Consider the following 13,602-nt stretch of genomic DNA (forward strand, 5'->3'; position numbering starts at 1 on the left):
TGTCGCGCGCGACGTGAGCGGCGTGTCGAGCATGTCGGGCGTGCCGCCGAGCATCGGCGGGCCTGGACGGACTCAGCCGTGCAGCGTGTCGCGGGGGTACTCGCCGAAACGACGGGCGTAGGCCGCCGAGAACCGGCCGAGGTGCGCGAACCCCCACTGCACGGCGACGGTCGCGACGGTGGTGTCGAGGGGTGACGCCGCTCGGAGCTCGTCACGGACCCGGTCGAGGCGGATGCCGCGCAACATGGCGTTCGGAGCGACCCCGATCTGGCGCTGGAAGGCCTGCTGGAGCCCACGGACGCTGAGCCCGACGTGCTCGGCGACGTCCGTCGTGGTGATCGGGGTGTTCGCGACCGCGTGCATGTACTCCACCGCCGCGCGCACCCGGCCCGTGGCACCGACGGGGACCGGGACCTCGCGGGTGACGACGTGGTGCGGGAAGGTGCTGAGCAGGGCGAAGGCGGTCCGGCGGGCGAGCTCGGTGAGGGCGAGCACGGACACCGGTGCGGCGCCGAGGACGATCCGCGCAGCCTCCTGCACGTGGTGGTTCCATGCGCGGACCGCCTGCACGCCGGGTGCGACCGCGTGGTCGAGCACGACGGTTCCGGGCTCGGCGCCGCGGACCTCGGCGGCGACCCGCTCCAGGACGGTGCGGTCCAGCTGCACGAGGTTCTGCCGGACGTCCCTCAGGTCGAAGCGGAACGGACGGTCCGACGGGAACACCACCGGGCGTCCGGGGACGAGTGGGACCTCGTCACGCCCGAGGTCGATCAGACCGCCCCCGTCGCTCACCCACGTCACCACGAACTCGTCGGGTGATGCGACCTCGCCGAGCATGCGGGCGTCGAACCGGGTGGAACGGAAGGACATCGTCGCGTCGCCGACCGTCCGGAAGCGGTACCCGAAGGACCGTCCCGACCGCTCGGGGAGGAAACCCGATGCGCCGTACGCGTCCTCGAACACCGCCCGCGCAGCGTCCAGGTCGGTCCCGGTCGTCTCGACGACGGTCCGGGGGTCGGAGGGCACGCTCATCACCGGAATGCTGGCACGTGCTGGACGGAGTCCATCAATCCGCATCGACCCGGTGCGGGAAGCGGCTCACGCGGCGCGGGTGGCCTTCCGGACCGTCCACCGGTTCTCGTCGCCGAGACGGTCGTAGCGGAGCTCGTCCACGACCATCTGCACGAGGGCCAACCCCCGGCCGCTCTCGGCGAACTCGTCGGGCAGGGTCGCACCGGCCACGTCGACGGCGGCGGGACGGCCGTCGTCGGTGATCCGGGCCTCCAGCGCGTCCGACGCGACCGCCAGCGTCAGGGAGCAGGTCAGCGGGACCCCGGCGGTCGCGTGCTCGATGACGTTCGACGCGAGTTCGATGATCGCCAGCTCGAGTGCCATGCGGTCCTCGGCACTGATCGCCGGTTCGCAGGTCCAGACGTCGGCGAGGAAGTCGTGAACGGAGGAGACGTCGTCGGGCGGCGAGGCGAAGTCGAGTCGGTGTTCGCCCACGACGGCCCCGGTCAGACCCATTCGCTGACGGCTTCGTCGCCGTCAGCGTAGCTGCGGAGGATCTTGTCGATGTTCGACAGCTTCAGCACCATCGCGACCTGCTCGGAGGGCGCCGCGATCCGGAGGTCACCGCCGGCCTGCCGCGCGGTCTTCAACGCCCCGACGAGTGCGCCGAGCCCCGAGGAGTCGAGGAACTCGACCTTCGACAGCTCGACGGCGACGCGGGGGCGACCACCCTCGATCACGGACGCGACCGTCTCGCGGAACGTGGGCGCCGACACCATGTTGAGGCGGCCCGAGCACTCGAGCACCGCCGCTTCCGTGCCGGCTTCGTGTACGACGATGTCCATTGTCTCCGGGGCCTCCTCGAGAACGTGCGCGTGCCTTCCAGGGAGGCTACCGATTGTCGACGACCGGGGGAACAGGACGCGCTGACTCCGGCGACCCCGGTCCGGGGGGATCAGCCGGTGTTCTGCAGCCCGGCGGCGATCCCGTTCACCGTCAACAGCAGCAGACGGTGGTCCGCGTCGGTCGTGTCGGTGCTGCCGGAGGTGCGGATCGACCGGAGCGCCCGGAGCTGCAGGTGCGACAGGGCGTCGACGTACGGGGAACGCAGCCGGACGGCCCGTGCGAGCACGGGACGGTCCTGCAGGACGTCATCGGCGCCGCTGATCCGCAGGACCCACGAGCGCGTGCGGTCCATCTCGTCGAGGACCTTCTGGCCGAGGTCACCACGGTCCGCGAGCTCGAGGTACCGGCGGGCGATCTGCACGTCGGTCTTCGCGAGGGACATCTCGACGTTCTTGACCAGGGCGGCGAAGAGCGGCCACTCGGCGGCGGCGGTGCGCAGCAGCTCGAGGTCCCCGACCGCCTCGAGCGCAGACCCGAGGCCGTACCAGCCGGCGAGGTTGATGCGGGCCTGCGTCCACGAGAACACCCACGGGATGGCCCGGAGGTCCTCGAGGGACTCGACGCTGAGACCGCGGCGGGCCGGACGGGACCCGAGTGGCAGGAGCCCGAGCTCCTCCATCGGGGTGACCCGCGCGAACCACGGTGCGAACCCGTCTGCCTTGACGAGGTCGTAGAACGCGGCGCGCGAGACGTCGTCGAGCTGCTGCGCCAGGTCGGCGAAGCGCTCGGCGGCAGCGGCGGTGCGGGCCTCGTTGGACGGTGAGGACGCGAACAGCGTCGCGGACGCCATCTGCTCGAGGTGCCGAGCGGCGATGTCCTGGTCCCCGTACTGGGCGAAGATCACCTCGCCCTGCTCCGTCAGCTTCAGGCGGCCGTCGATCGACCCCGGCGGCTGCGCGAGCACGGCCTCGTTGGCCGGGCCACCGCCACGGCCGAGCGACCCGCCGCGGCCGTGGAACAACGTCAGTTCGACGTCGTTCGCCGCGGCCCACGTCGCGATGCGCGCCTGGGCGTCGTAGAGGGCGAGGTTCGCCGAGACCGGCCCGACGTCCTTCGACGAGTCGGAGTAGCCGAGCATGACCTCGAGTCGCCGACCGGTCGCCGCGAGGCGTCGCTGGAACGGCTCGGTCCGGACGGCCTCGTCCAGGATGTCGACGCTGGCGTGCAGGTCGGCGAAGGTCTCGAAGAGCGGGATGACGTCGAGCACCGGGGCGGCCTCGACCGAACCGAGCGCGGCGACCGCGAGCTCGTGCACGTTCGCGAGGTCCGCGGCGGACTGCGTGAACGAGACGATGTACCGGCTCGCCGAGCGGACACCGTAGCGGCGCTGCAGGTCGGCGATGGTCCGGAAGACGGCGAGGACCTCCTCCGTCATCTCGCTGCGCGGTCCCCCGGCGCGGATCTCGGCGAGGGCGGTGCGGTGGACCTGCGAGTGCTGCCGGACCTCGAGCTCGGCGAGGTGGAAGCCGAAGGTCTCGACCTGCCACACGAGGTTCTGCAGCTCGCCGTTCGCGGCACGGACGGCACCGGCTGCGGTCAGCGACGCCTGCACCACGCGGAGGTCGGTGAGGAGCTCCTCCGGCCCGCCGTACGCGAGCGGGCGGTCGTCGCGGCGGGTCGCGTCGATGCGGGCGGCGATGAACAGCAGCGCCCGGCGGTGGGTCTCGTTCGGCGCACGGATGCCGATGCGCTCGGCGACCTCCGGGTCGAGCGTCTCCTGGGCGGCGACGAGGGCGGTGAGGCCGGCGTCCGCGGGGGTGTGGTCGGCGTCGAGCGTCAGCGCGCTGCCGATGCGGGTGGCGGCACGGGTCAGGCCGAGCAGGATGTGCTCGGCCGCGATCTCGGCGGCCTGGCGGGTGACGTCGGCGGTGACGTGCGGGTTGCCGTCGCGGTCGCCACCGATCCACGTGCCGAACCGGACGAATGCGGGCGCCTGCACCGGGGCGCGGCCGGCGTCGTCCCCCTGCAGGCGGTCGTCGAGCAGGCGGTAGACCTGCGGGACGATCTCGAACAGGGTCTGGTCGAACACGCTCATCGCGGTCCGGACCTCGTCCAGTGGGGTCGGGCGGGTGGTGCGCAGCGGCGAGGTGCGCAGCAGCGTGGCGATCTCCTCGAGCAGGCGTCGCTCGTTCTCGGCGCGGGCGGTGGCGTTCTTCGTGCGGTCGCGCTCGTCGATGAGGTCCGTGATCCGACGGACGCCCGTGGTCACCGCGCGACGACGGGCCTCGGTCGGGTGCGCGGTGAGGACCGGGTGGAAGCGCAGGCCCTCGAGCCGCGCGGCGGCCTCGTCGGCGCCGACCTGGTCGACGAGCTCGACGAAGGTCGCCGGGAAGGAGTCCCCCGGCAGCCCGCCGTCGTCACCGCGGGACCGGAGCACGCGGACCCGGTGGTGTTCCTCGGCGAGGTTGACGAGGTGGAAGTACGACGTGAAGGCGCGGGCGACCTCTTCGGCGCGTTCCGCGGAGAACCCGGCGACGACCGCCTCGGCCCGTGCGGCTCCGTCGGCGTCGGTGCCCTCGTACGCGGAGATGACCGCCTGGCGCAGCGACTCGACGTCCCGCAGCAGGTCGTCCCCGCCGGTCTCGCTGAGCACCCGGCCGAGCAGGGCGCCGAGGTAGCGGACGTCCGCACGCAGGTCGCTGTCGACCGCTCCGCTGACGTCGTCACGCGCCCGTCCGTGGCGCGTCGAGCCGTCGATCGTCGTCATGGAGGTCCTTCCCGGGTCGGTCCGGGCTGTCCCGCCCGGGTCGGTCCGGGCTGTCCCGGCGTGGCAGCAGCGTACCGGGCACAGCGGCTCCGTGACGACGACCGTCCGGACGGGCGGCGCACCGGGCGGCGGTCGGGGGTCAGGCCGGGTCGGCGAGGACGGACGGCAGCCGGGTGCCGTCGACCGCCGCGAGCAACCCGGCGTCGAGCCGGTACGCGAGGTCGACCTCCGCGATGACGCGCTCCCGCTCGTCCTCGGTCCACGGTGCCGCGTCGAGCTCCGCGCGGTACGTCTCCGTGAACGCCGCCGGGTCGGCCACCTGGTCGAAGATCCACAGCAGGACGCCGTTCGTCTCGAACCCGAACTGGTCGGCGAGCAACCGTCCGATGGCATGGCCGCCGGTCAGGTCGCCGAGGTACCGCGTGTAGTGGTGGGCGACGAGCCCGCCCGGCCACGTCGCCGCGACCTCGTTGAGCCGGCGCACGTAGGCCGTGGTCGCCGGCAGCGGCGTGAGCAGCTCGTCCCAGTCCGGCCCGACCAGGTACTCGAGGTCGGCCCGGATGCCGGGCATGCGCGTCAACCGGCTCGTCACGAACGGAGCCGCGACCGGGTGGTCCGCCATCCGGTCCGCCGCGCGCTCGAGCGCGTCGTACACGAAGGCGTACTGCCCGAGCAGCGCCGCGTAGTCGGCGACGTCGCACCGCCCCTCGACGAGGTCGTGCATGAAGCCGTGTCCGGCCGAGACGCCGTGCGAGCGCCGGGTCCGGACGCGCAGCGCCTCGGAGAACGGGACGACGTTCGTGCTCATGAGGTGAGGCTAACCTCACCTGGTGTCCGTCGTCACGTCCCGACGGGAAGACCTGAGGAAAGGACCCTCGTCGCCGATGAGCCCGAAGCCGAACCGCCCGCAGCACGTCCTGGTCGTCGACCGCACCGAACGACTCACCCCGCACATGGTCCGTGTGCACCTCGGCGGGCCCGGGTACGAGGCGTTCGTCGCCGGAGCGGACCCCGACCGCCTGGCGATGACGGACAAGTACGTGAAGCTGCTGCTGCCGGCGCCGGGCACCGGTCTGCAGCCGCCGTACGACCTGGAGGCCCTGCGTGCGACCATGCCGAAGGCGGACCTGCCCGCCCGCCGCACGTACACGGTGCGCGCGGTCGACCCGGTTGCGCGCACGATCGCGATCGACTTCGTCGTGCACTCCGGAGCCGGGCACTCCGGAGCCGGGCACACCGGAGCCGGGCAGGTCGGAGCCGGGCACACCGGAGCCGGCCACACCTCGGAGAGCAGCACGGCGGTCGGCCACGGCGACGACGGGATCGCCGGCCCCTGGGCCGTCGCCGCGCGGCCCGGGGACCGCATCGCCCTGTCCGGCCCCGGCGGCGGGTACGCGCCTCCGACCGACCCGACCGTCACGCACGTGCTGCTCGGCGACGACAGCGCCCTGCCCGCGATCGGCGCCGCCCTGGAGGCGATGCACCCCGCCGCCTCGGGCGTCGCCCTGGTCGAGGTGGCCGGCCCCGCCGACGAACAGCCGCTCGTGCACCCGACGGGCGTCACGCTGCGCTGGCTGCACCGCGACGCGGTCGGGGCCGCGCCGGGCACGCTGCTGCTCGCCGCGACCCGGGAGCTGCCCCGGCCCTCCCGGCCGGTCCGCGTCTTCGCGCACGGCGAGCGTGCCGCGATCAAGGCGATCCGTCGTGTGCTGCAGGACGACTGGGGACTGGAGAAGGCGGACATGTCGCTGTCGGCCTACTGGGCGCTCGGGCGCGCCGAGGACCGGTTCCAGGAGGAGAAGCGCGAGCCCGTCGGCGTGGTCTTCGAGGACTGAGCGTCGTCGGCGCGACCACTGGACGGACGACCGGACGGACGGGAACCCCGGCCCGCGTCGGTGGCCGCCGGTAGCGTCCCGCGCATGGCCCGTTCCCGAGACGTCCCGCGCTGCTGCGTGCCCGGGTGCGACACCCCGCCGGCGGTCGGCGCTCCCGTGCCGCTGTGCGCCGGCCACGTCACCCTGGTGAGCGACTTCGCCGCGGAACACGTCGGCGTCGAGGACCTGCTGCCGGGCCCGTGCATCGTCTGTGGCGGGCGCACCGGCGTGCGGTTCCCGTCCGGGGCCGTGTGTGCCGTCTGTGAGTGGCGGTTCGGCGACGTCCCGGACGGGGAGCTCGGCGCTCCGCGGGTCGACGTCGTCTACTACCTGCGGATGCGCGACGACACGGGGGACCGGGTGAAGATCGGCACGACGGCGAACCCGCGGCAGCGGCTCGGGCGGATCGCACACCAGGACCTGCTCGGGTTCGAGCGGGGCGACCGGAGCCTCGAACGGCGACGACACGCGGAGTTCGCGGCTTCGCGCTACCCGGGCACGGAGTGGTTCCGGGTGACGCCGGAGCTCCTGGCCCATGTCGCCACGGTCGCGGCGGGCGTGCCGGACCCGTGGGCGCTGCACACGCGATGGGTGAGCGAGGCGCTCGCGCTCCGGGCCTGAACGAGGCGCTCATGCTCCGGGCCAGAACGAGGCACCGGCGCTCCGGCGCCGGCGTTCCGGCGCGAGCGCGGTCAGCGGGCGTAGGCGTCGACGAAGAGCGGGCCGCGGATCTCCCGCAGGACGTCGACGAGCCGGTCGACCGTCCGGCCGGACACACCGGACACCTGCAGGTCCCACGGCCCGAGAGCCGGCAGCCGACCGGTGCGGATGCGCACGACCTCCCAGCCGACCGCACGGGTGGCGCGGTCCTTCCGGCGGTCGGAGTCCTCGCGGGAGCCCACGTGCTCGAGCCCGTGCCGACCGGTCGAGTCGTACTCGATCGCCACGCGGAGCTCCGGCAGCACGATGTCCGGCCAGACCTCGACGTGCTCGTGGAACGGTCGGTCGAGGCGGATCGCGGTGTGGTCGAAGGTCAGGTCGAGTCGGTCGCGCAGGGCCGCGCGGAGCTCCGCCTCGACCGCCGAGGCCGGCGCCGGGGCACACCGACTGATGAAGGACTCCCCCGACGGCAGGCGCGGGGTCTTCGGGCAGATGGTCCGGGGTGCGGCTGAGCGGGCATCGCCGATCCGTCCGGTGCGGCGGCTCCCCCGACGCGTCGACGCCACCGCGCCACTCGGCACCGCGGACGAGGAGGCCCCGGTGGCGACGGCGCGGGCACCACCGCGCGCGGGCGCCGCCGGCAGCGTCTGCCGACCGGTCGTGCGCACGGCGCGCTGCGGGACGGGGACCCCGCTCGGCCAGTCCTCCGGCAGGACGGGCCAGCGCTGCGGCTGCGCGAGCACCGCGCACTCCGGGCACCAGACGGACCGTCGGCGCTCCCGCCCCGGCCGGGACCGCTGCTCCGACGGCGTCGCGACGAAGACGTGACCGACGTCGCACTCCCAGGTCAGCAGGACGTCGGCGGCCGGCGGCACCTGGGTGAGGACGACGCCGGCGTTCCACTCGGGGTGGTACTGCCGGACGAGGACCGGCCACGACGCCCACTCGGCTCGGAACTCCCCCACCGCGTAGGGCACCGGGACGCCGCGCGACCACTGTCGGCGGCGCCACCACGCATCGACTGGTTCGGCCACGAGCGGCACGGTAGGACGAGCCACCGACACCGACCGGTTCGGCCCTTGCCGACACCGACCGGACCGGCTCGGCCGACACCGAGCGGCCGGCGCCGCGGACGCCGACGCGGACCGCTGCGATCAGGTCGGCGGGGTGACGAACGTGAACCGCTCGGGACCGGCGTCGGACCCGTCGTCGAGCACGCGGATCCCGGACTCGCGGCAGGCGGTGATGCCGTCGCGGTGCACGCGCTCCGGCCGAGGCCGCTTCGGTACGCCGGCGCTGCCGAAGACGGCCCACGCGTTCGCCGCCGCAGCGCTGGTGAAGCGGGTGCTGTAGCGGATGCCCGCGAACCCGGCCGCGTCGAACGCCCGGGCCCACGCCTGCGGCACCCGGTAGTCCCCCATCGTCTGCAGCTCGGCACCGACCCCGGACCGGACCGCGGTCGGGTCGGTGACGTCGGCGAAGCGGCGTCCGCGGGAGGCCCGTGCGGCGACGACGACCATCTCGCGGGCGCGAGCGGCGAAGACGGTGTTCGTGGTCAGGGTGTGGTGCGCGAGGCGCTCCCGGACGGCGACCTCGACCGAGTCCGCCCAGTAGCAGGTGCCGCGTGGTGCGGCGAGGTCGAACCGCCCGCCGGCGATCCCGTCCGCGTCCGCCGGGGTCGAGGCGAACCACCAGGCACCGCGGTCGTGCCGCTTCGCCCGGTAGAAGGTGGTGCCGCGCGACTCCGCCGCGGGGAAGGCCGACAGGTCGACGTCCGCGTCCGGGGGCTGCTGGGCGACGTCGCTGCGCCGGGGCTCGTGTGCCGGGGTCATCGCGCGCGGCTCAGGCGTCCGCGTGCCAGGCGTTCGCCGCGCGACGGGCGGCAGTGAGCACGGGCTGCACACGCCCGTCCCGGAGCGCCTGGGCGGCGGACGTCCCGCCGAACTCGTCGGCGACGGTGTTCAACCAGAGCGCGCTGCCCCACGGGTCGATGCCGTCGCGGTCGAGCAGGTCGAGGACCTCCCGCAGGTGCGGGAGCGGGGCGCCGGAGGCACCGAACTGGAACGACGGGAAGATGCGGGTGCCGTCCCCGATCTTCAGGCCGAGCAGGTCGCGCTTCTGGCTCGCCTTGTGGATCGCCTGCCGGCTCACACCACGCCAGGTCGCCAGCGAGGTCGTGTCGTAGAACGGCCCGATGAGGGCGTCCGCCTCGTGCTTCACCGCGGGCAGGGCGGCGAGCATGCGTTCGGCCAGCGCGTCGACGTCCGCGGCGTCGGAGAGCGCGCCGTCCGCCCGGCCCTGCCGGACGAGGTCGGTGACCGCCTCGACCAGTGCGGTCTCGGTGGCGGAGAGCCCCCGGCCCGCGCGGCGGTCCGCGTCGGCCGTGGCGCCGGAGCGAGCGCTCGCACCGCGGGTGGCCGAGCGGTGCAGTGTCGATTCCAAACCGGACTCCTGTCGTCAACCGTGTCAACCACACGCTACGCGCGTGGCGACAACCGTGTCAACCCGTCCTGCCGGTTCCGCTCCCCCGACCGCCGGACGGGAGGCGCGGTGCGCGTCCGGCACCGCGCCTCCCGTCCGGGGACCCCGCGCCAGCGGGTGTCAGTGCTCGTCGTAGTGGTCCTCGTGACGGGCGTGACGGTGCCCGTCGTGGACGAAGTCGACGTGGTCGTCGTGCTCGACGGTCTCGTGCTCGCCGCCGTCGCGCTCGTGGTCGTGCTCCTCGACGCCGTGTTCGGCGACGCGGTGCTCGCCCTCCGCGGGTCCGTCGACGGTGGGGTCGGTCGTGTCGGTCATGGTGCCGTCCTTTCGTGAGATCGGTTCTCATGGCCACCGTACGGGCTCGTCCCCCCGATGTCCGCCGGCGGACCGGCAGACCCGTCGGACCTTCCCCGGGACGCCGTGCCGTGCCAGGGTCGGACCGTGTACACCGACATCACCGGACCGGACCTCACCTCGTACCGCGGCAGCGTCGCCGAACCGGACGACTTCGACGACTTCTGGCGACGTACCCTCGCGGCAGCGCGGGAACACCCCGTCGCCGTACGGACCGAGCGCGTCGACACCGGCCTCACGACCGTCGACACCTACGACGTGTCGTTCGCCGGCTGGGACGGGCAGCGGGTCGCCGCGTGGCTGACGGTCCCCGCGGGCAGCAGCGCCGACGCTCCGCTCCCCGCCGTCGTGGAGTACCTCGGCTACGGCGGTGGACGCGGCCTGCCGACCGAACGCCTGCTCTGGGCGTCGTCGGGCGTCGCGCACCTGCTCATGGACACCCGCGGCCAGGGCTCCGGTTGGGCGACCGGCGACACCCCGGACCCGGACGGCAGCGGACCGGCGATCCCCGGCGTGATGACCCGCGGCATCGAGTCGCCCGACACCTACTACTACCGGCGCCTGACCACCGACGCGGTCCGCGCCGTCGACGCCGTCCGCGACATCGACCTCGTCGACGGCGGGCGGGTCGCGGTGCTCGGCGGCAGCCAGGGCGGCGGGATGGCGATCGCCGTCGCCGGCCTGGTGGAGGGACTGGCCGGGGTGTTCCCCCGCGTGCCGTTCCTCTGCGACCACCGGCACGCCACGCAGATCACCGACGCGTACCCGTACCACGAGGTCGTCGACTACCTGGCGACGCACCGCACCGCCACGGAGCAGGTGTTCGGCACGCTCGCGTACTTCGACGGCGTCCTGCACGCGGCCCGCGCGACCGCACCCGCGTGGTTCTCGGTCGCGCTGATGGACCCGATCTGCCCGCCCTCGACCGTCTACGCGGCCTACAACGCCTGGGCTGGCCCGAAGGAGATCACCGTCTGGGAGTACAACGGCCACGAGGGCGGCGGGGCGCACGAGGACGCCGACACACTGCCGCGACTCCGGGAGCTGTTCGGCTGACACCGATGCGACCACGGCGACCGGCCAGCGGGCGAGCACCGGCTCGGTCACCGGGGAGGGCCACGATGTGACGCTGCGTTGCGCCGTGTAGCGCCGTGTTGCGGAGTGTGCCGCCGTGTTTCGTCCTCCGTTGTGAGCGGGGCGGAGCCCTCGTACCGTCGGGCCACCGACCGGCACCCGCCGGCCGGGTCACCGACGTGAGGGACACCGATGACCGACACGGCCCCGGCGCACACCGCCTCTTCCCGCGCGCTCGTGTTCCGCACGGTGCACCCCGACGACCCTGCCGTCGCCCCGCTGCTCGCCGACCTGGAACACGAGTACGACACCCGGTACGGCGACTCCTCCGACGAGCCGGCGTCGGTCGAGCTCCGGCGTTGGCCGGCGGAGGACTTCGTCGCCCCCCGCGGTGCCTTCGTCCTGCTGTTCGAGGACGACCAGCTCGTCGCCGGCGGCGCGTTCAAGCCGTACGACGCGGAGACCGTCGAGCTCAAGCGCATCTGGACCGCGCCGGCCGCACGTGGACGGGGGCTCGCCGGGCTCGTCGTCGCCGAACTCGAGGCAGAAGCCCGCCGCCGTGGGTTCCGCCGCGTCCACCTGACCACCGGGCCGCGGCAGCCCGAGGCGGTCCGGCTCTACCTCCGCTCCGGGTACACCCCCCGGTTCGACCGCGGACGGCCGCCGGAGGCGATCGGGATCCACCCCTTCGAGAAGGTGCTCGACGAGGCGGAGGCGGAGCGGGCCTCCCGTCCCGGGACCGACCCGGACGTCGTCCTGGCGGGGCGCGCCGCGCTCGACCGGCCCGTCGTGCCGCTCCGGCACCCGCTGCGGTGGCTCGCCGCCGCGGTCGTCCTCGTGCTCGTGCTGAACCTGGTGCAGACGCTGTTCACCAACCCGTCCTGGGGGTGGCCCCGTGTCGGGACGTGGCTGTTCAGCCCGGCGATCCTCACCGGACTGCAGCTGACCCTCGTCGCGACCGCGTTGAGTGCGGTGATCAGCTTCGCCGGTGGAGTCCTCGTCGCGGTCGCCCGGATGTCGCCGAACCCGGTGTTGTCCGGGCTCGCCTGGGGCTACGTCTGGCTGTTCCGGTCGGTGCCGCTCATCCTCGTGCTCGTCTTCCTCTACAACCTCGGCTCGCTGTACCCGTCGATCGGCGTCGGGATCCCTTTCGGGCCGCAGTTCACCGTGCCGACGACCGACCTGCTCGGCGACCTGGCGATCGGGGTGCTCGCGCTGAGCCTCAGCGAGATCGCCTACGCGTCGGAGATCGTCCGCGCCGGGGTCCTCGCCGTCGACACCGGGCAGCGTGAGGCGGCGCAGGCGCTCGGACTCCCCCGTCACCGACAGTTCCTGCGGATCGTCCTGCCCCAGGCCCTCCGCTCGATCGTGCCGGCGTTCGTCAACCAGCTGATCGGGCTGCTCAAGGCGTCCTCGCTGCTGTTCTACGTCTCGCTGCTCGACCTGTTCGGGGTGGTGCAGAACCTGTCGAGCACCTACCCGACGGACGTCATCCCGCTGCTCGTCGTCGCGACACTCTGGTACCTCGCACTCACCAGCGCCGTGTCGGTCGTGCAGTACCACGTCGAGCGGTGGACGGCCCGTGGCTCGGTGCGCGAGCTGCCGCCGACCCCCTGGCAGCGGGTTGGTGCCGCGCTGCGGGCTGCCCGCCGCACCGCCGCCACCCGTCCCGCGACCACGGCGTCCGACCCGTCCGCCGCAACGACCGCCGTCAGGAGCACCCGATGACCGCCGCCGTCTCCGTCCAGAGTGCCGTGAAGGCGTTCGGCGACCACGTCGTCGTCGACGGCGTCGACCTCGACCTGCCCGCCGGGAGCGTGACGGCGGTGCTCGGACCCTCCGGGTCCGGCAAGTCGACACTCCTCCGCGCGATCAACCACCTGGAGCCGCTCGACCGCGGCGTCGTCACCATCGGCGGCGAACCGGTCGGGGTCCGCGTCCGTCGCGGCCGCGACGGCCGTGAACGCCTCGAGGAGCTGCCCGAACGGATCATCCTGCGGCAGCGCTCCCGGATCGGGTTCGTGTTCCAGCACTTCAACCTGTTCCCGCACCTCACCGCGCTCGAGAACGTCGTCGAGGGGCCGGTCGCCGCCGGGGTCCCAGCCGACGCTGCCCGGGCACGCGGCAGACAGCTCCTCGACCGGGTCGGGCTCGGCGACCGCGCGGACAGCCGACCACGGCAGCTGTCCGGCGGCCAGCAGCAGCGCGTCGCCATCGCCCGGGCGCTCGCGCTCGCGCCCTCGGTGGTGCTGCTCGACGAGCCGACGTCTGCGCTCGATCCGGAGCTCGTCGGCGAGGTGCTGTCCGTCATCGCGGACCTCGCCCGGTCCGGCACCACGCTCGTCGTCGTCACGCACGAGGTCGCCTTCGCCCGCGAGGTCGCCGACCACGTCGTGTTCCTCGACCGCGGCCGCGTCGTCGAACAGGGACCGCCGTCGCAGGTCATCGATGCGCCGGCACACCCGCGCACCCGCGACTTCCTCGCCCGCGTGCGCTGACCGCGCGGCTCTCCCACACCCAGTCCCCACCCGATCC

General features: G+C 73.7%; 14 protein-coding genes. 5 read left to right on the top strand and 9 right to left on the bottom strand.

The features are described 5' to 3' along the window. Positions 1–72: 72 nt before the first annotated feature. The 5 genes from DEI91_RS09355 to DEI91_RS09375 all read right to left on the bottom strand — a co-directional run bounded on the left by DEI91_RS09355 (position 73) and on the right by DEI91_RS09375 (position 5,432). Complete coding sequence (locus DEI91_RS09355; RefSeq protein ID WP_181439545.1) at positions 73–1,032, bottom strand: helix-turn-helix domain-containing protein; 960 nt, start codon at positions 1,030–1,032, stop codon at positions 73–75. A gap of 66 nt (positions 1,033–1,098) precedes the next feature. Then, positions 1,099–1,527 (bottom strand): ATP-binding protein, encoded by a 429-nt coding sequence (locus DEI91_RS09360; RefSeq protein WP_111052038.1) that lies wholly within the window; start codon positions 1,525–1,527, stop codon positions 1,099–1,101. Then, on the bottom strand, positions 1,518–1,856 hold the full coding sequence (locus DEI91_RS09365) for an STAS domain-containing protein (protein WP_111052039.1): 339 nt from the start codon (positions 1,854–1,856) through the stop codon (positions 1,518–1,520). Before DEI91_RS09365 ends, DEI91_RS09360 begins: the two co-directional genes overlap by 10 nt. A 110-nt stretch (positions 1,857–1,966) precedes the next feature. Further along, positions 1,967–4,624 (bottom strand): phosphoenolpyruvate carboxylase, encoded by a 2,658-nt coding sequence (locus DEI91_RS09370; RefSeq protein WP_111052040.1) that lies wholly within the window; start codon positions 4,622–4,624, stop codon positions 1,967–1,969. Positions 4,625–4,763: 139 nt separating this feature from the next. Beyond that, complete coding sequence (locus tag DEI91_RS09375; protein WP_111052041.1) at positions 4,764–5,432, bottom strand: heme oxygenase (biliverdin-producing); 669 nt, start codon at positions 5,430–5,432, stop codon at positions 4,764–4,766. Positions 5,433–5,508: 76 nt separating this feature from the next. Here DEI91_RS09375 and DEI91_RS09380 point away from each other — a divergent pair, with 76 nt between their 5' ends. Both DEI91_RS09380 and DEI91_RS09385 read left to right on the top strand, forming a co-directional pair. After that, the gene (locus tag DEI91_RS09380) at positions 5,509–6,459 is read left to right on the top strand and encodes a siderophore-interacting protein (protein WP_111052042.1); all 951 of its coding nucleotides are present in this window, start codon (positions 5,509–5,511) and stop codon (positions 6,457–6,459) included. Between the two features lie 84 nt (positions 6,460–6,543). Continuing rightward, on the top strand, positions 6,544–7,119 hold the full coding sequence (locus DEI91_RS09385; protein WP_111052043.1) for a GIY-YIG nuclease family protein: 576 nt from the start codon (positions 6,544–6,546) through the stop codon (positions 7,117–7,119). A gap of 71 nt (positions 7,120–7,190) precedes the next feature. Here DEI91_RS09385 and DEI91_RS09390 read toward each other — a convergent pair whose 3' ends face one another. The 4 genes from DEI91_RS09390 to DEI91_RS09405 form a co-directional block, all read right to left on the bottom strand. Beyond that, entirely contained in the window at positions 7,191–8,192 is a 1,002-nt protein-coding gene (locus DEI91_RS09390) for a hypothetical protein (protein ID WP_111052134.1), read from the bottom strand. A gap of 120 nt (positions 8,193–8,312) precedes the next feature. Next, positions 8,313–8,990, bottom strand: coding sequence for an RES family NAD+ phosphorylase (locus DEI91_RS09395; RefSeq protein WP_111052044.1), 678 nt, complete (start codon positions 8,988–8,990; stop codon positions 8,313–8,315). Positions 8,991–9,000: 10 nt separating this feature from the next. Beyond that, entirely contained in the window at positions 9,001–9,600 is a 600-nt protein-coding gene (locus tag DEI91_RS09400) for a hypothetical protein (protein ID WP_111052045.1), read from the bottom strand. Between the two features lie 159 nt (positions 9,601–9,759). Then, entirely contained in the window at positions 9,760–9,954 is a 195-nt protein-coding gene (locus DEI91_RS09405; RefSeq protein WP_110825412.1) for a zinc transporter permease, read from the bottom strand. 126 nt (positions 9,955–10,080) lie between these two features. Here DEI91_RS09405 and DEI91_RS09410 point away from each other — a divergent pair, with 126 nt between their 5' ends. The 3 genes from DEI91_RS09410 (at position 10,081) to DEI91_RS09420 (ending at position 13,565) form a co-directional block, all read left to right on the top strand. Further along, positions 10,081–11,049, top strand: a complete 969-nt coding sequence (locus DEI91_RS09410; RefSeq protein WP_258374369.1) for an acetylxylan esterase — start codon at positions 10,081–10,083, stop codon at positions 11,047–11,049. A gap of 210 nt (positions 11,050–11,259) precedes the next feature. After that, entirely contained in the window at positions 11,260–12,795 is a 1,536-nt protein-coding gene (locus DEI91_RS09415) for a GNAT family N-acetyltransferase (RefSeq protein ID WP_111052047.1), read from the top strand. After that, positions 12,792–13,565, top strand: coding sequence for an amino acid ABC transporter ATP-binding protein (locus tag DEI91_RS09420; RefSeq protein ID WP_111052048.1), 774 nt, complete (start codon positions 12,792–12,794; stop codon positions 13,563–13,565). Before DEI91_RS09415 ends, DEI91_RS09420 begins: the two co-directional genes overlap by 4 nt. Positions 13,566–13,602: the final 37 nt, after the last annotated feature.

The sequence above is a fragment of the Curtobacterium sp. MCBD17_032 genome (assembly GCF_003234855.1).
Taxonomy (GTDB): Bacteria; Actinomycetota; Actinomycetes; order Actinomycetales; family Microbacteriaceae; genus Curtobacterium.